We start from the raw sequence: 16,348 nt of genomic DNA on the forward strand, positions 1-16,348 counted from the left end.
TGGTGGCAATGGCGCTTACCGAACTGTGGTTCGTGGTGATGGCCGGTCTGTTCCTCGGCTTCTTCGTCCTGGAGGGCTTCGATTTCGGCGTCGGCATGCTGATGGGGATGTTCGGCCGCGCCGGAGGCGGTGATCCCGAGCGGCCACGTCGCGCGGTGCTCAACACCATCGGGCCCGTCTGGGACGGCAACGAGGTCTGGCTGATCACCGCCGGCGGGGCCATGTTCGCCGCCTTCCCCGACTGGTACGCGACGATGTTCTCGGGTCTGTACCTGCCGCTGCTGGCCATCCTGCTGTCGATGATCCTGCGGGTCGTGGCGATCGAATGGCGCGGCAAGATCGACGACCCCGGCTGGCGGCGGTGGGCCGACATCGGCATCGGCGTCGGATCGTGGGTGCCCGCCGTGCTGTGGGGTGTGGCGTTCGCGGCGCTGGTGCGCGGGCTTCCCGTCGACGCCGACAAGCAGTTGCGCACCTCGATCGGCGATATCATCAACGGTTACACACTGCTGGGCGGCCTGACCACCGCGGGACTGTTCCTGTTCCACGGCGCGGTGTTCGTGGCACTCAAAACCGAAGGCGCCGTGCGCGAAGAAGCGCTGCGATTCGCCGGCCGGCTGGCGCTGCCTGTGACGGCGGTCCTGGCGTCGTTCGGGCTGTGGACGCAGCTGGTGCACGGCAAGGACTGGACATGGCTCGTGCTTCTCGCGGCGGCTATGGCACACCTGGCGGCGACGCTGCGAGTGTGGCGCGGTATCGGCGAAGGCTGGGCGTTCGCGTACACGACTGTGACCGTCGCGGCGGTCGTGGTTCTGCTGTTCGGCGTGCTCTACCCGAACCTGATGCCGTCGACGATCGATCCCGCCTACAGCTTGACGATCGACAACGCGGCGTCCAGTCCGTACACGTTGACCATCATGAGCTGGGCGGCGCTGATCTTCGCACCACTGGTTCTGCTGTATCAGGGATGGACGTATTGGGTGTTCCGGCAACGCATCTCGGCTGAGCGGATCCCCGAGCCGGTGGGACTGACGCGGCGGCGGACATGAACCTGTGGCGGACCTCGTCGGCGATGCGTCGCTATCTGGTCGCATCGGTGCTGTGCGGGGTGCTCATCACCGGCGCGACGATCGGTGCGGCCGTCGTGCTCGCCGACGTCGTGGCAGGGGTGATCACCGACCCCGCCACGCGCCACCTTCGCCACTGGGCGGGCCCGCTCGCACTTCTGTTGGGGCTGTGGGTGATCCGTACCGTCGCGCACTGGCTCCAGAGCAGGCTGGCCTCGACGGGCGCGACACAGGTGATCGCCGACCTGGCCGGTCAGGTGCTCCGCGCGGTGACGGCGTTGCCGCCGCGGCTTCTCGCCGCCGAACGCGACACGACAGCCGCGTTGATCACCCGGGGCCTCGACGGTTTGCGACCCTTCCTCACGGCCTATCTTCCCGCGGTGTTCCTCGCCGGCATCCTCACGCCGGCTGCGGTGCTGGTGATCGCCGCGGTCGACTGGCGTTCGGCGCTCATCGTTCTGATCGCACTGCCGCTCATTCCGATATTCATGGTGTTGATCGGGCTGCTGACCAGGGAACGCTCGCAGGCCGCCTTGGCGGCAATGAGCACGCTGCAGTCGCGGATGCTCGACCTGGTGGCGGGCATACCGACGCTGCGGGGGTTGGGGCGGCTCGACGGCTCCGTGGACCGCATCACCGAACTGGCTGCGGCGCATCGTCGTTCGACGATGGGCACCCTGCGGATGGCCTTCCTGTCCGCTTTGGTTCTCGAACTGCTGGCCACGTTGGGCGTCGCGCTGGTCGCGGTCGGCATCGGCCTACGGCTGGTATTCGACGAGATGACATTGACCGCGGGCCTCACCGCGCTGCTGCTCGCGCCGGAGGTGTTCTGGCCGCTTCGCCGCGTCGGCGTGGAGTTCCACGCCGCCCAGGACGGCAAGACGGCGGCCGAGGCCGCACTCCGGCTTCTCGACAAGCTGCCGCGCCGACCGGCGGCAGCCCGGACCGTTCAGGCGGCCGGGGCGACCATTCACCTCGGGGCGCTCGACGAGGATGTGGAGCCGGGGCGGGTGACGGTGCTGACCGGTCCCAACGGTGTCGGCAAGTCGACGCTGTTGCACATGATCCTCGGGCTGCATCCCGGCGAGGTGTCGATCGACGGGATCGATGTCGGTGACCTCGACCTGCCGTCATGGTGGCGCCAGGTCTCCTGGCTGCCGCACCGTCCGATGCTGGTACCGGGCAGCGTCCGCGACAACCTCGAGTTGTTGGGGCCGATCGCAGACCTCGACGAGGCTTGTCGCTCAGCGGGTTTCGACGAAGTTATCGCATCGCTCCCCGAAGGGCTGGACACCGTGCTCGGCCGCGACGGTACGGGGCTGTCGCTCGGACAACGCCAGCGCCTCGGGCTGGCCCGGACGCTGGGCTCGGCGGCGCCGGTGCTCCTGCTCGACGAGCCGACGTCTCACCTCGATGCGGCGATGGAAGCCCGTGTGCTCGACGCGATCGTGGCGCGGGCCCGTGCCGGCGCCACGGTGCTGGTGGTCGGCCACCGCGATCCGGTGCGCGCGATCGGTGACCGCGTGCTCTTCATGCGGGAGCTCGCCGATGCGTGAACTGCCGAGGGCCCGGCTGGGTCGATTTGCGCTCGCGGTCCTGCTCGGGGTCCTGTCGCTGGGCAGCGCGCTGGCGTTGGCCGCGATTTCGGCGTGGCTGATCACGAGGGCGTGGCAGATGCCGCCGGTGCTGGACCTCACCGTCGCAGTCGTCGCGGTGCGCGCGCTCGGTATCTCTCGCGGGGTGCTGGGGTACTGCCAGCGGCTGGCGTCACACGACACGGCGCTGCGGTGCGCTGCCGATACCCGTGAGGCGCTGTACCGCAGCCTGGCCGAAGCGCCTGCCGACACCGCGATGCGGATGCCCAGCGGTGAACTGGTGGCACGGATCGGCGCGTCGGTCGACGACCTCTCCGACGTCGTGGTGCGGGCGATGCTGCCGATCGCGGTGGCGGCCGTGCTCGGACTGGCCGCAGTCGTCGGCATCGGTCTCATCTCCCTCGAGGCGGCGATCGTCCTGGCGCTGTGCCTGCTGATCGCGGGCGTCCTCGCGCCCGCGATGGCCGCCCGCGCCGCTGAGGCGACGGAAGTCGCTGCCACACAACATCATTCGGGGCGAGATGTTGCGGTCATGCGTGCTCTCGAGCACGCTCCGGAGCTACGTGTCGGCGGACGTCTCGACGCGGTACTCGCCGAATCCGAGAGTCGACACCGTACCTGGGGACGGGCCATCGACACGGCGGCGGCCCCCGCGGCGGTGGCGGCCGCGGCATCGACCGCGGCGATCGGCGCCAGCGTGTTCGGCGCCGTGATCGCTGCGATCGCGATCGCCGACTCGGTCGCACCGACGACGCTCGCGATCCTGATGCTGTTACCGCTGTCGGCGTTCGAGGCGAGCGCGGCATTGCCGGCGGCTGCGGTGCAGCTGACAAGGTCGCGTATCGCGGCGCGCCGGCTCGCCGAGATCACCGAACCGATCGATTCACCGCGCGAGCGACCGGCCGTTCCCGAGGTGTCTGTGACGCCCGGTGACCGCCTCGCGATCGTGGGCCCGAGCGGATCGGGCAAGACCACGCTGATGCTCTCGATGGCCGGGAGCGACCCGTCCGCAGTCTTCGTCGCAGAAGACGCCCACCTGTTCGCCACCACCGTGCGGGACAACCTGTTGGTGGCTCGCGGTGATGCGAGTGACGACGAGATCCGGGCCGCGATAGCGCGCGTGGGTCTGCGCGACTGGCTGGACACGTTGCCGGAGGGGCTGTCCACGGTGCTGTCCGGCGGGGCCGCCGCCGTATCCGCCGGACAGCGTCGGCGTTTGCTGTTGGCGCGCGCTCTTCTGACCACGGCCGCAACGGTGTTGCTCGACGAACCTACCGAGCATCTGGACGCCGCCGACGCCGACCAGATTCTGGTCGACCTGCTCACTCCCGGTGCGCTGTTCGGTGCCGACCGCGCGGTCGTCGTCGCCACCCATCATCTGCCCGAGCACCTTGAGTGTCCTACCGTCATTCTCGCTGGTCGCGGAGTAACCTCCTCGGCATGAGCGAGCCGGAGAAGCCCGAGACGCCACCGCAAACGCCACCCCAGTCACCACCGCCACCGCCACCGCCACCGGCGCAGTCGCCGCCGCCGTCACAGCCGCAGTACGGGGCTTATCCAGGTGGTTATCCCCCGCCTCCGCCGCAGGGTTACGGCTATCCACCGCCGGCGAGCGCCCCCAAGAACGGCATCGGCATCGCAGCCCTGGTGGTCGCAATCATCGCGCTGCTGTCCGTCTTCGGCGGCGTAGTGCTCGGCGTCGTCGCCGTGATCCTCGGCTTCATCGGCTGGGGACGGGCCAAGCGCGGTGAGGCCACCAACGGCGGTATCGCCGTGGCCGGCATCGTGCTCGGCTTCTTGAGCATCATCGAAGCCATCGTCGTCATCTGGTTGGCCGTTTGGGGTTTCAACGAGGTGGGCGGCAGCGACTACATCGACTGCATTTCGCGCGCGGGCAACGACCAGGACGCGGTGCAGCAGTGCGCCGAGGAGTTCCAGCACCGTGTCGAGGATCAGTTCGACGTGACGATCACGCCGACGCCGTAGTCAGCGGGGCGGGAAGTACTTGACGATCCCCTCCTGCACCACGGTGGCGACCGGCTGACCGGACCGATCGAAGAAGTGGCCGGTGCCCAGGCCACGGGAGTCGGCGGCCACCGGTGAGGCGGTGGAGTACAGCAGCCACTGGTCGAAATGCACAGGCCGGTGGAACCACACCGAGTGATTCGTGGTGACCGCGAAGATCCGGTCGTACCCCCATGACAGGCCGTGCGTGGTGATGATCGAGTCGAGCACGGTGGTGTCCGAGGAATAGACGAGCGCGGCGGCGTGCAGCACCGGGTCGTCGGGCATCGGCCCGAGCGCCTTCATCCACACCCGGTTGTGCGGCAGCTTCTCGCCCTTGTCGCGCATGACCCAACTCGGATCGTTGGTGTAGCGCCACTCGATGGGCCGCAGCGCGTTGACGAAATGCGGGACGACTTCCTCGTAGCCGCGCAGCAGTTCGTCCACCGGCGGCACCGACTCCGGGTCGGGCAGGTCCGGTGGCGCGATCGCGTGCTCCAGGCTGCGGCCACCGGCCAGGAAGGACACCATCGCCGTGGTCAGCAGCTGGCCGTCCTGCATGACGTCGATACGGCGGTTGGCGAACCGGCGTTCGTCGCGGAGCCGCACCACGTGGAACTCGAGATCCTTCTCCGGGTCCCCGCCCGCGATGAAGTGCGCCGACAACGCACTGGGCGGCGTCGGGTGCTTCAAGCTGCGCCCGGCCGCCACGAACGACTGCGCCATCATCTGGCCGCCGAAGGTGCGTACGGGGTTCTTGCTGGGATGGGAGCCGACGTAGATGTCGTCGGCGAGCTGGCGGAGGTCGAGTATCGCGAGCAGTTCGTCGAAATCCGCCGTCACACGTCGTCCTCGCCGATCCGGTGCACGTGGATCAGGTTGGTGGAGCCGACTGTGCCCGGCGGAATGCCGGCGATGACGACCACCAGGTCCCCTCGCTTGTAGCGACCCAGCTCGAGCAGCGACTTGTCGACCTGGCGGATCATTCCGTCGGTGGTCTGGATGTGCGGCACGATGAACGTCTCGGTGCCCCAACTCAACGCGAGCTGGCTGCGCACCTCCGGCAGCGAGGTGAACGCCAGCAGCGGCAGCGGGGTGTGCAGCCGCGCGAGCCTGCGCACCGTGTCACCCGACTGGGTGTAGGCGACCAGCGCCTTGGCGTCGAGGCGCTCGCCGATGTCACGGGCGGCATAGGAGATGACGCCGCGCTTGGTCCGGGGCACATGCGTGAGCGGCGGTGCGGCCACCGAGTTCTCCTCGACCGCATGGATGATGCGCGCCATTGTCTTGACCGCTTCGAGCGGGTATTTGCCGACGGACGTCTCACCGGAGAGCATCACTGCGTCGGTGCCGTCGAGGATCGCGTTGGCGACGTCGGACGCCTCGGCGCGGGTGGGCCGCGAGTTCTCGATCATCGACTCCAGCATCTGGGTCGCGACGATGACCGGTTTCGCGTTCTCCCTTGCCATTTGGATCGCGCGCTTCTGCACCAGCGGGACTTCTTCGAGCGGTAGCTCCACGCCGAGGTCACCGCGGGCGACCATGATCGCATCGAATGCCAGCACCACGGCCTCGAGGTTGTCGATGGCTTCGGGCTTCTCGAGTTTGGCGATGACGGGCACTCGGCGGCCGACCCGGTCCATCACCTCGTGCACGAGTTCGATGTCGGCCGGCGAGCGGACGAACGACAGCGCGACGAAGTCCACGCCGAGGCGCAGGGCGAACTCGAGGTCGTCGATGTCCTTCTCGGACAGTGCCGGCGCGGACACGTTCATCCCGGGAAGCGACATGCCCTTGTTGTTGCTGACCGGGCCGCCCTCGGTGACGGTACAGATGACGTCGCGGCCCTCGATGCTCTCGACAACCAGGCCGACGTTTCCGTCGTCGACGAGGACCCGGTCGCCGGGGGTGGCGTCCTCGGCCAGGCGCTTGTAGGTGGTCGACACGCGATCCGACGTTCCCTCGACGTCGTCGACGGTGATGCGCACGGTCTCCCCGGCGGCCCAGAAGGTGGGGCCGTCCTTGAATCGGCCGAGGCGGATCTTGGGGCCCTGCAGGTCGGCGAGAATGCCGACGGCCCGGCCGGTGGCGTCCGACGCGGACCGGACCCGCTTGTAGTTGGCTTCGTGATCGGGATAGTCGCCGTGGCTGAAATTGAGCCGCGCGACGTCCATTCCCGCAACGACCAGCGCACGGACGGCGTCATCGGTCGCGGTGGCCGGACCGAGGGTGCAGACGATCTTTCCGCGTCTATTCACGACACTCGAGCATAGTCGTTATCGATTCAGACGACGGCCAGCGGAAGCGCGCCCGGGGTCACCGGGGCGGGCAGATCCGACTCCCCCATCAGGAACGTGTCGACCGCATGCGCGGCGCTGCGGCCCTCCGCGATCGCCCACACGATCAGCGAGGCGCCGCGATGGGCGTCGCCGCAGACGAACACGCCGGGCGACGCGGTCTCCCAGTCCGATCCGCAGGGCAGCGCGCCGCGCCCGTTGAGCGTCAGGCCCAGTTCGTCGAGGAGCGGCATGCGCTCCACGCCCTCGAAACCGATGGCCAGCAAGGCGAGTTCACAGGGAATTTCGATCGGTTCGCCGACCGGAGTGATGACGCGACGGCCCTGAGCGTCACGCTCGACCGTGACCTCGGCGATCTCCAGCGCGCGGAGGCGACCGCTGCCGTCGCCGACGAATCGCTGGACCGCAACCTCATAGCGCCGGTGACCGCCCTCGGCGTGCGCCGGTGAGAGGCGGGTGCGCAGCACGATGGGCCAGGTCGGCCACGGTGTGCGCGATTCGTCGCGGGTTTCGGGCGGTTCGGGGTTGTAGTCGAGTTGCGTGACCGACAGCGCGCCCTGTCGGTGCGCGGTGCCCAGGCAGTCGGCGCCGGTGTCACCGCCTCCGATGATCACGACGTGCTTGCCTTTCGCGCTGATTGTGCTGGGTCCGTCGCCCTCGCATTCCTTGTTCGCGGGAACGAGGTGCTCCATCGCCAGGTGGACGCCCTCGAGGTGGCGCCCCTCGACTTCGTAGTCGCGCGCACGCAATGCACCGACGGCGAGCACGACGGCGTCGTACTGCGCCCGGAGCTGCTCGACGGAGACGTCGACGCCGACTTCGGTCTCGGTGACGAATCGCGTTCCCTCCGCGCGCATCTGAGCCAGCCGCTGATCGAGCGTCGCCTTCTCGAGTTTGTATTCGGGGATGCCGTAGCGCATCAACCCGCCGATGCGGTCGTCGCGCTCGTAGACGGTCACTTCGTGGCCGGCGCGGGTGAGCTGTTGTGCCGCAGCCAGTCCCGCCGGGCCCGAGCCGACGATCGCGACACGCTTACCGGAGGCGATGGCCGCCGGTTGCGGTTCCACCTGGCCGTTGAGCCACGCGTGGTCGGCGATGGTCTGCTCGATGCGCTTGATCGTGACGCTGCCGCCGGTCTGCTCCTCGGAGATCGACAGCACGCACGCCGCCTCGCACGGCGCCGGGCACAACCGGCCGGTGAACTCCGGGAAGTTGTTGGTGGCGTGCAGGCGGTCGCTGGCCGCGTCCCATCTGCCGCGGCGCACCAGATCGTTCCATTCCGGAATCAGGTTGCCCAGAGGGCAGCCCGCACTTCCCGAGTGGCAGAACGGAATTCCGCAGTCCATGCATCGCCGGGCCTGCTCGGACACCTCCGCGGCGCGCCGGTTCGGGTCCTGCTGCTCGTAGACTTCGCGCCAGTCCCCGACGCGTTCGTCGACGGGACGTTTGGCCGCCTCGACCTTCGGAACTTTGAGGAATCCGGTGGGATCAGCCACGGCTGGCCTCCATGATCGCAGTGTCGACGTCGCGCCCTTCGCGCTTGGCGGTGAGAGTGGCCTGCAGGACGCGCTGGTAGTCGCGGGGCATGATTTTGGTGAACTGTGTGCTGCGCCTGGGCCAGTCCGACAGCAGCGAGGTCGCCAGGCTGCTTCCGGTGTACTGGGCGTGCCGCGAGATCACGTCGCGCAGCCAGGCGAGATCTTCCGGGTCGAGGCGCTGCAACTCCACCATTTCGGTGTTGACCCGTCTGGGATCCAGGCCGAGGACGAAGGCGATGCCGCCGGACATGCCCGCGGCCATGTTTCGGCCGGTCTTGCCGAGGACGACGACCCGGCCACCGGTCATGTACTCACACGCGTGGTCGCCGACACCCTCGACGACCGTCAGCGCACCCGAGTTCCGGGCGGCGAAACGTTCGCCGGCGCGGCCGCGCAGGTACACCTCCCCCGACGTCGCGCCGAACAGCAGCGTGTTTCCGGCGATCACGTTGTCCTCAGCCAGGAACAGCACGTCATCGGGCGGTCGCACGACGATCCGGCCGCCGGACAAGCCCTTTCCGACGTAGTCGTTGGCGTCCCCGACGAGCTCCAGGGTGATACCGGGCGGCAGGAACGCACCGAGCGATTGGCCGGCCGAGCCGGAAAGGGTGATGTGGATGGTGCCGTCGGGCAGGCCCTGCGCACCGTAGCGACGGGTCACTTCGGCGCCCAGCAGTGTGCCGACGGTTCGGTTGACGTTGCGGATGGGCAGTTCGAGCCGCACGGTATGGGCGTCCTCGAGTGCGCCCTCGGCGAGCTGGATCAGCGTCTGGTCGAGCGCCTGGTCCAGCGCGTGGTACTGCTCGCGGACCTTGCGGCGGGGCGCGGGTTGCCCCGTGTGCGCGTCGTTCGGCACGGCGAAGATCGGTGAGAGGTCCAGGCCGCGGGTCTTCCAATGCTCGACGCCCTTGTCGGTGTCGAGCAGCTCGGCGTGTCCGATCGCCTCGTCGAGAGTCCGGAATCCGAGCTCCGCCAGGTACTTACGGATGTCGTCGGCGATGAAGCGAAAGAAGTTCTCCACGAACTCGGGCTTGCCGGTGAACCGGGCGCGCAGTTCCGGGTTCTGCGTGGCGACGCCGACCGGGCAGGTGTCGAGGTGGCAGACCCGCATCATGATGCAGCCCGACACGATCAGCGGGGCGGTCGCGAAACCGTACTCCTCGGCGCCGAGCAGCGCGGCGACGACGACATCACGTGCGGTGCGCATGCCACCGTCGCACTGCACGGTGATCCGGTCGCGTAACCCATTGAGCATCAACGTCTGCTGGGTCTCGGCCAGTCCGATCTCCCACGGCACGCCGGCGTGTTTGAGGCTGGTCAGGGGTGCGGCTCCGGTGCCGCCGTCGTAGCCCGAGATGAGCACGACGTCGGCGTGGGCCTTGGACACGCCTGCGGCGACGGTTCCCACGCCGACGCTGCTGACGAGCTTGACGTGGATGCGCGCCTGGTCGTTGGCGTTCTTGAGGTCGTGGATCAGCTGCGCGAGATCCTCGATGGAGTAGATGTCGTGATGTGGTGGCGGTGAGATGAGGCCGACCCCGGGCGTGGAGTGTCGTGTCTTGGCGATGTTGGGATACACCTTGAAACCCGGGAGTTGACCGCCCTCACCGGGTTTCGCCCCTTGGGCCATCTTGATCTGGATGTCCGTCGCGTTCACCAGGTAGTCACTGGTGACGCCGAAACGGCCGGAGGCGACCTGCTTGACCGCGCTGCGACGCTGGGGGTCGTAGAGCCGATCGGTGTCCTCGCCACCCTCACCCGAGTTCGAACGACCGCCGAGATTGTTCATCGCGATCGCCATCGTCTCGTGGGCCTCGGCCGAGATGGAGCCGTAGCTCATGGCGCCGGTGTTGAATCGCTTGAGGATTTCCTCGACGGGTTCCACCTCGTCGAGCGGTACCGGCGGTCTGACCTTCTTGAACTCGAACAGCCCGCGCAGCGTTCCGCCTTCGCGGCTGAGGCGGTCCACTTCGTCGGAGTACTGCTGGAAGATGTCGTGGCGCGCGGTGCGGGTCGAATGTTGCAGCAGGAAGACGACTTCGGGTGTGAACAGATGTAATTCGCCTTCCCGACGGAACGCGTAGTCGCCGCCGACCTCGAGGCGTCGGTGCACGCGCTCGGTCGGATTTTCCGGGTAGGCCCGGCGGTGGCGCTGTTTGACCTCTTCGGCGATGACGTCGAGGCCGACACCACCGAGTTGGCTGGGAGTGTCGGTGAAGTACTCGTCGAGGACGTCTTTGTCGATGCCGACCGCCTCGAAGGCCTGCGCGGCCGTATACGAGGCGACCGTGGAGATGCCCATCTTGCTCATCACCTTCATGACGCCCTTGCCGAGGGCCTTGCAGTAGTTGCGCACTGCGGCGGCGGGTTCGATGCCGGTGAGTTCGCCTTCGCGAACCAGGTCCTCGATCGACTCGAAGGCTAGGTACGGGTTGACCGCGGCGGCGCCGAAGCCGATGAGCATCGCGATGTGGTGCACCTCGCGGGCGTCGCCACTCTCGACGACCAGCGCAACCGTGGTGCGTTCCTTGGTGCGCACGAGGTGGTGGTGCACGGCCGAGACGGCCAGCAGCGAGGGAATCGGCGCACGGGTGTGGTCAGAGTCGCGATCGGAGATGACCAGCGTCCGTGCACCTTTGGCGATCGCCTCACAGGCCTTCGCGCGAAGGTCCTCGAGAGCCTCGGCGAGCCCTTCACCGCCGCGTTCGACGTCGTAGAGGGCCTTGAGCACGGTGGTCCGTAGTCCCGGATGTTCACCGTCGTCGTTGATGTGAACGATCTTGTTGAGTTCGTCGTTGTCGAGAACCGGCCAGCGCAGGACGATCTGGCGACATGAAGCCGCGGACGGTTCGAGCAGGTTCTGTTCGGGCCCCATGATGCGGGCCATAGATGTGACGATCTCCTCGCGGATGGCATCCAGGGGCGGGTTGGTGACCTGTGCGAAGAGTTCGACGAAGTAGTCGTAGAGAAGCCGTGATCGTTGTGAGAGGACCGCGGTCGGAGTGTCGGTGCCCATGGACCCGAGCGGTTCTGTCCCGGAGGCGGCCATCGGTGTGAGCAGTACGCGCAGATCCTCTTCGGTGTAACCGAAGGCGATCTGGCGCTTGACGACGTTGGCGTGATTGGGCTGCACGCGGGTGCGGTCGGGCAGGGTGGCGATGTCGAGCAGTCCGGCGTGCAACCACTCGCCGTAGGGCTCTTTTGCCGACAGGTCCGCCTTGATCTCGTCGTCGGTGACGATGCGTCCGGCGCCGGTGTCGACCAGGAACATCTTGCCCGGTTGCAGGCGGCCCTTGGCGACGATCTGCGCCGACGGCACGTCGAGCACGCCGCTCTCGCTGGCGAGGATGACGCGGTCGTCGATGGTGCGCCACCACCGGCCGGGACGTAATCCGTTGCGGTCCAACACCGCCCCGACGAGTGTCCCGTCGGTGAAGGTCACGCAGGCGGGGCCGTCCCACGGCTCCATCATGGACGCGTGGAACTGCCAGAAGGCACGCTCGGCGTCGTCCATGGTGGTGCTGTTCTCCCAGGCCTCGGGAATCATCATCAGCACGGCGTGGTGCAGGCTGCGGCCGCCGAGGTGTAGCAGTTCGAGCACCTCGTCGAAGGAGGCAGAGTCCGAAGCGTCCGGCGTGCAGATCGGGAACAGACGGGTCAGGTCGCCGGGAATGTTGGCGCTGGCCAGCATCGCCTCCCGCGCGCGCATGCGGTTGCGGTTGCCGCGGACGGTGTTGATCTCCCCGTTGTGGGCTACGTAGCGGAATGGGTGCGCCAAGGGCCATGACGGGAACGTGTTCGTCGAGAACCGGCTGTGCACGATCGCGATGGCACTGCGGCAACGCTCGTCGCGCAGATCCGAAAAGTACTGTGGCAACTGCTTTGTGGTCAGCATGCCCTTGTACGCCATGGTGCGGCTGGACAGCGATGGGAAGTAGACGCCTTCGCGCTCGGCCCGCTTGCGGAGCGGATAGACGCGCCGGTCGAGGTCGATGCCGCCGACCTCACTGGTCGAGGTGACGAACAGTTGCTCCATGTGAGGCATGCAACTCATCGCGGTGGCGCCGAGGTTCGCACCGAGAGGGTCGATCGGCAAGGGTCGCCAGCCGAGAACCTTGAGCCCTTCGTCGTCGGCGATGGCTTCGACGGTTTCGCGGGCGGCTGCGCGGGCCGTGGGCTCCTGAGGCATGAAGCAGATGCCTGCGGCGAAGGTGTTGCTGCCGTCGAGTGCGGTTGCCGGGAGGTCGAAGTCGACCGCTTCGCGCAGCAGTTCGACCGGCAACTGGATGAGGATGCCGGCGCCGTCGCCGCTGTTGGTCTCGGCGCCGGCGGCACCGCGGTGGTCGAGATGTTCGAGGGCGGTCAATCCGTCGGCGACGATGGAGTGCGAGCGTCGGCCCTGGATGTCGACAACCATGGCGACACCGCAGGAATCCGCTTCATTGGCGGGGTCGTAGAGACCTTGGGGCTCGGGGAATGCCGAAAACAGCATCGAGGGGCACCTTCGCAGTCCGGAAGAATTCATGTCCGGGACTGCACCGGCCCGCAGCCGATTGTAACAGCGCGGCTATCGCCTCACCCGTCGAGAACCGTGGGGACCAGCGGGAATCCGGGCAGATTGCGCGCCACTGTCCAGGTCAGGGCCGAGACGACAATCACGACGATCAGCGGAGTGTTCATCAGCGGTTTGCTCTGACGCCATCGGATCAGAAGCCACGTCAGCAAGAGGGGAAGGCCGACGAGCAGGTAGACGTTGTCGACGACCGCTGCGGCAAGGTCGCCGTGCAGTAGGTCGTGCGTCATGCGCAGACCACCGCAGGCGGGGCAGTCCAAACCGGTGATCGCCTTGAACGGACAGGCGGGGAAGACAAATCCCGGGCGATGCGGGTCGGCGATGCCGACGTACGTCAGGGCGCCGGCCAGTACGGCGCCGGTGCCGAGCGCGCCGTATAGCTGTCTGCGGCTCGTGCCGGCGCTAGGTGCCATCGCGCAGAGGGCGCCCCTGTGGATCGCGGACTTTGTCGGTGAGCAGCATGACGGCGTCGATGATGCCCCAAATGATGGCGCCGATACCGCACGTGACCAGGCCGACGACTAACTGCGCGACGCCCAACCCGGTGTAGCCGAGATAGATGCGGCCGATACCGACCAGACCGAAGAGGCCGAGCAGCTGCAGCAGACCGGCGATGAGTTTGGACTTGTCGGAATACGGCTCGCCCGTGATGGGGTGACGGCCGTAGGGGGCCAATGGATCGCCGTATGCCGACGGGTAGCCCCCGGGAGGCGGCCCGTACTCGCTGCCGGGCGGGGGCGGGTATTGCGGCTGGTAATTCGGCTCCTGAGGGGGCGTGCTGCCATGCTCACTACCACCGAACTGCGGCTCCGTCATGGCTCCCAGCATGCCAGACACGGGTGGGCCAGTCAGTAAGAATTCTGTGGCGCATCGGCCCCAGGGTGTAGCCCAGGCATGCGCGGGTGCGTGCCCAACCCGCGGTCGTGGCGACATCGGTCAACGGATTGGCGCTCAGGGAGATTCGCTGGAGCTTCGACGGAACGGTTCCGCGGCTCTTCACGGCCGGGCGTGTCAGAACGGCGGGGGCTGGTAGTTGGCGGCCAGCCAGGCTTGCCGCTGCCGCTCTTCTTCGGCGATCAATTCGGCGCGCTCACGGCGTTCGGCCTTGATCCGGTCGCGAAGGTCGTCCTCGCGCGTCTGTTTGCGCCGGGGCATCATCAAGGTTCGATTGGCGGTGTCGTCGGAGATATCCGCGGGAACGTCGAGCTCGCCCGTCGACTGTCCGAGCGCTGGAAACATGCTTGCGCCATGAGGTTCGGTGCGCCACAGGTGACCCGTGGGCGCGATCAACTCGATTGTGCCGTCGGGAAGTTGTCGCTCGGTCCAGCCACGTGGCCCACGGAAGAACGTCTTGAGCAGATGGTGAGTCCGGCAGTAGTGCTTGGTATTCGACGGATGCGTCGGTCCCTGGGGCCAAGGCGTGGTGTGGTCAACGTCGCAGTGTTGCACCGGCTTGTCGCAGCCCGGCCATCGGCACGTCAGGTCCCGCCACTGGAGGAACTCCCGCAGCGCGACGTTGGGCCGGTAGCTATTGCCGCCCTTGGCTTCCGGGGTGGGCACGGCCAACGGCTTCGATTGCGCGGTCTTGGCCACCCTGCGAACCGACTCAGCGGGCAGCACTCCGAACCCTTTCAGATAACCGGGTTTGTCACTGGTTCCATCGAGAGTGCCTTGTTCGGCCAGCAAGTGGATGACCGCCGTCTCAACGGCCGCGCGCTCGGCGGCCGCCGGGCAGTCGTCAAGCCCGCATTCGCAGGGCAGTGTGGCCTCCATGCGAGAAAGCGGACCACAGGCGTCAGCGCGGCGCTGATCCTTGGTTCGAGGGTCGTTGTCACACACGGTGGCGGCCAAAGCGTCGAGCCTGGCGTTCAGCGCCGCACCGTCCTCGGCGCGCAGATTGCCTGTAAGCCAGACCATTCCGGCGTCCCCCGGCTCGATCTCGACGTGGCGATTGTTCTCGGATCGGCGCGGCACCCGCACAGCCTCTGGGTCGAAGCGCGTCACGAACATGTCCACGCGGTCAATCAGTTTGGGACCCGAGAGCTTCATCCACTTCTCGGCCTTGGCAGCCAGAGCCTCGTCGAGCGCGGGCATGATGTCTGGTTCCACGTTCTGAGTACGCGACATGATGGTGGCCACTACCCGGTAGTCGATCCACCCCCGCCGAAAGATCTCAGCCACCCGGGGGAGCCGCTCGCGCAGAGCCTTCGCGGCATGGACTTGACCGAGTGCCCTGGCATGACTGATGTTCTGCACCGGCGATATCTCTGCCGCTACGACGACCGCAACGTCGGTGAAGAACATCCTCGCTTCCTCATGTTCCCTCTCCCGCCGCGCATAGAGTTCGGCCACGAGTGCCAGCCTGCGCCCCATCGCCGCAGCCTCCTCGCGAGCCTCTTCACCCATGAGGGTGAGGAGATCGCCGCTGGAAGCATCTTCGAACATGTGTTCGATACTACTCGGACCCTATGACACGACGACACATTCGAGCGATGAGCTGGGGGAAACCCGGAAAATTGTCTAGCCCCTCCGGCGGCGGCGCAGCCACTTGCGCACTCGCCCGCCGTCCGAGTTCTCGGCATTGTCTGCGGGCTCTTCGGATGCGGCTTCACCCTCGACGGCACCCACACCGCTGACCTCGGCAGTGTCGGCTTCTTCGGGCGATTCCTGGGCTGTCGCGGCATCTTCCGTCGCTTGCGCGTCGGTCGGCTCCGTGGCTTCGGCCTCCGCTTCGTCGGCTAGCTCCGCGGCAGTCGCCTCACCCTCGACGGCGGACTCGTGCGCCTCAGCGGCGTCGGCGAGTGCGTCGCTGGCCTCCTCGCTCTCGACCGTGCCCACACCACCGACCTCGGCAGGCTCACCGGAGTCAGTCTCCTCCTGGCCTTCCGCCGTGCCATCGCCCTCTGCCTCGGCACCTGCCGATGCCTGGTCGATCGACTCCTCGGCTTGCGCCTCGGCCGCTCGCGCCAGCTCTTCGGCTACCGCCTCACCTTCGGCGGGTGGCTCACCGGCTTCGTCGGCTTGAGCCTCGGCCTCGTCGGCCAACTCCTCGGCTGCTGCCTCGCCCTTAACCGCAGCTTCGGTCGGCTCACCGGAGTCAGTCGCCTCAGCGGGCTCGTCGGCTTGAGCCTCCGCCTCGTCGGCCAACTCCTCGGCTGCAGCCTCGCCCTCAATCGCGGCCTCGTGTGCCTCAGCGGCATCCGCGAGCGCGTCGCTGGCTTCTTCACCTTCGACCGCACCGACACCGCCGGCATCGGACGCCTGCCCGGCCTCG

Annotated in this window: 11 protein-coding genes and 1 pseudogene; 4 read left to right on the plus strand and 8 right to left on the minus strand. The window is 67.5% G+C overall.

What is annotated here, in order from left to right; all coding sequences use genetic code 11:
* Positions 1 to 8: 8 nt before the first annotated feature.
* Genes cydB through RMCN_RS22045 form a run of 4 tightly spaced genes read left to right on the plus strand, consistent with a single transcriptional unit; the run spans position 9 to position 4,648 of the window.
* Positions 9 to 1,049 carry a cytochrome d ubiquinol oxidase subunit II gene (gene cydB / locus RMCN_RS22030; protein WP_067393709.1) on the plus strand — a complete coding sequence of 347 codons (1,041 nt, stop codon included), beginning with the start codon at positions 9 to 11 and terminating at the stop codon, positions 1,047 to 1,049.
* 23 nt (positions 1,050 to 1,072) lie between these two features.
* Positions 1,073 to 2,623 carry a thiol reductant ABC exporter subunit CydD gene (cydD, locus tag RMCN_RS22035; RefSeq protein WP_067393735.1) on the plus strand — a complete coding sequence of 517 codons (1,551 nt, stop codon included), beginning with the start codon at positions 1,073 to 1,075 and terminating at the stop codon, positions 2,621 to 2,623.
* A complete protein-coding gene (locus RMCN_RS22040; RefSeq protein WP_067393711.1) occupies positions 2,616 to 4,106 on the plus strand; it encodes an ATP-binding cassette domain-containing protein in 1,491 nt (496 codons plus the stop codon). Before cydD ends, RMCN_RS22040 begins: the two co-directional genes overlap by 8 nt.
* Complete coding sequence (locus tag RMCN_RS22045; RefSeq protein ID WP_067393713.1) at positions 4,103 to 4,648, plus strand: DUF4190 domain-containing protein; 546 nt, start codon at positions 4,103 to 4,105, stop codon at positions 4,646 to 4,648. The genes RMCN_RS22040 and RMCN_RS22045 overlap by 4 nt, the downstream gene beginning before the upstream one ends.
* Here the strand turns inward: RMCN_RS22045 and RMCN_RS22050 are convergent, their stop codons facing one another.
* The 8 genes and pseudogenes from RMCN_RS22050 to RMCN_RS31115 all read right to left on the minus strand — a co-directional run.
* Positions 4,649 to 5,509 (minus strand): acyl-CoA thioesterase II, encoded by an 861-nt coding sequence (locus RMCN_RS22050; protein WP_067393716.1) that lies wholly within the window; start codon positions 5,507 to 5,509, stop codon positions 4,649 to 4,651.
* A complete protein-coding gene (gene pyk, locus RMCN_RS22055; RefSeq protein WP_067393717.1) occupies positions 5,506 to 6,924 on the minus strand; it encodes a pyruvate kinase in 1,419 nt (472 codons plus the stop codon). Before pyk ends, RMCN_RS22050 begins: the two co-directional genes overlap by 4 nt.
* Positions 6,925 to 6,950: 26 nt before the next feature.
* Positions 6,951 to 8,459, minus strand: coding sequence for a glutamate synthase subunit beta (locus RMCN_RS22060; RefSeq protein WP_067393718.1), 1,509 nt, complete (start codon positions 8,457 to 8,459; stop codon positions 6,951 to 6,953).
* A complete protein-coding gene (gltB, locus tag RMCN_RS22065) occupies positions 8,452 to 12,993 on the minus strand; it encodes a glutamate synthase large subunit (protein ID WP_067393719.1) in 4,542 nt (1,513 codons plus the stop codon). Before gltB ends, RMCN_RS22060 begins: the two co-directional genes overlap by 8 nt.
* An 83-nt stretch (positions 12,994 to 13,076) precedes the next feature.
* The gene (locus tag RMCN_RS22070) at positions 13,077 to 13,487 is read right to left on the minus strand and encodes a DUF2752 domain-containing protein (protein WP_064346208.1); all 411 of its coding nucleotides are present in this window, start codon (positions 13,485 to 13,487) and stop codon (positions 13,077 to 13,079) included.
* A complete protein-coding gene (locus RMCN_RS22075; protein WP_067393738.1) occupies positions 13,477 to 13,890 on the minus strand; it encodes an NINE protein in 414 nt (137 codons plus the stop codon). The genes RMCN_RS22070 and RMCN_RS22075 overlap by 11 nt, the downstream gene beginning before the upstream one ends.
* A 195-nt stretch (positions 13,891 to 14,085) precedes the next feature.
* Positions 14,086 to 15,519: an HNH endonuclease signature motif containing protein gene (locus tag RMCN_RS22080; RefSeq protein ID WP_067393720.1), complete on the minus strand. Its 1,434-nt coding sequence runs from the start codon at positions 15,517 to 15,519 to the stop codon at positions 14,086 to 14,088.
* Between the two features lie 75 nt (positions 15,520 to 15,594).
* Positions 15,595 to 16,348 (minus strand): annotated as a pseudogene (locus RMCN_RS31115) (prolipoprotein diacylglyceryl transferase); the annotation flags it as partial.

Origin of the sequence: Mycolicibacterium novocastrense (assembly GCF_001570485.1) — a bacterium.
GTDB lineage: Bacteria > Actinomycetota > Actinomycetes > Mycobacteriales > Mycobacteriaceae > Mycobacterium > Mycobacterium novocastrense.

What these genes read in the sequence shown, in the direction of transcription:
- cydB (WP_067393709.1), top strand. Translation starts at nt 9, where the DNA reads ATGGCGCTTACCGAACTGTGGTTCGTGGTGATGGCCGGTCTGTTCCTC.
- gltB (WP_067393719.1), bottom strand. Translation starts at nt 12,993, where the DNA reads ATGCTGTTTTCGGCATTCCCCGAGCCCCAAGGTCTCTACGACCCCGCC.
- RMCN_RS22075 (WP_067393738.1), bottom strand. Translation starts at nt 13,890, where the DNA reads ATGACGGAGCCGCAGTTCGGTGGTAGTGAGCATGGCAGCACGCCCCCT.
- cydD (WP_067393735.1), top strand. Translation starts at nt 1,073, where the DNA reads ATGCGTCGCTATCTGGTCGCATCGGTGCTGTGCGGGGTGCTCATCACC.
- RMCN_RS22040 (WP_067393711.1), top strand. Translation starts at nt 2,616, where the DNA reads ATGCGTGAACTGCCGAGGGCCCGGCTGGGTCGATTTGCGCTCGCGGTC.
- RMCN_RS22070 (WP_064346208.1), bottom strand. Translation starts at nt 13,487, where the DNA reads ATGGCACCTAGCGCCGGCACGAGCCGCAGACAGCTATACGGCGCGCTC.
- RMCN_RS22080 (WP_067393720.1), bottom strand. Translation starts at nt 15,519, where the DNA reads ATGTTCGAAGATGCTTCCAGCGGCGATCTCCTCACCCTCATGGGTGAA.
- RMCN_RS22045 (WP_067393713.1), top strand. Translation starts at nt 4,103, where the DNA reads ATGAGCGAGCCGGAGAAGCCCGAGACGCCACCGCAAACGCCACCCCAG.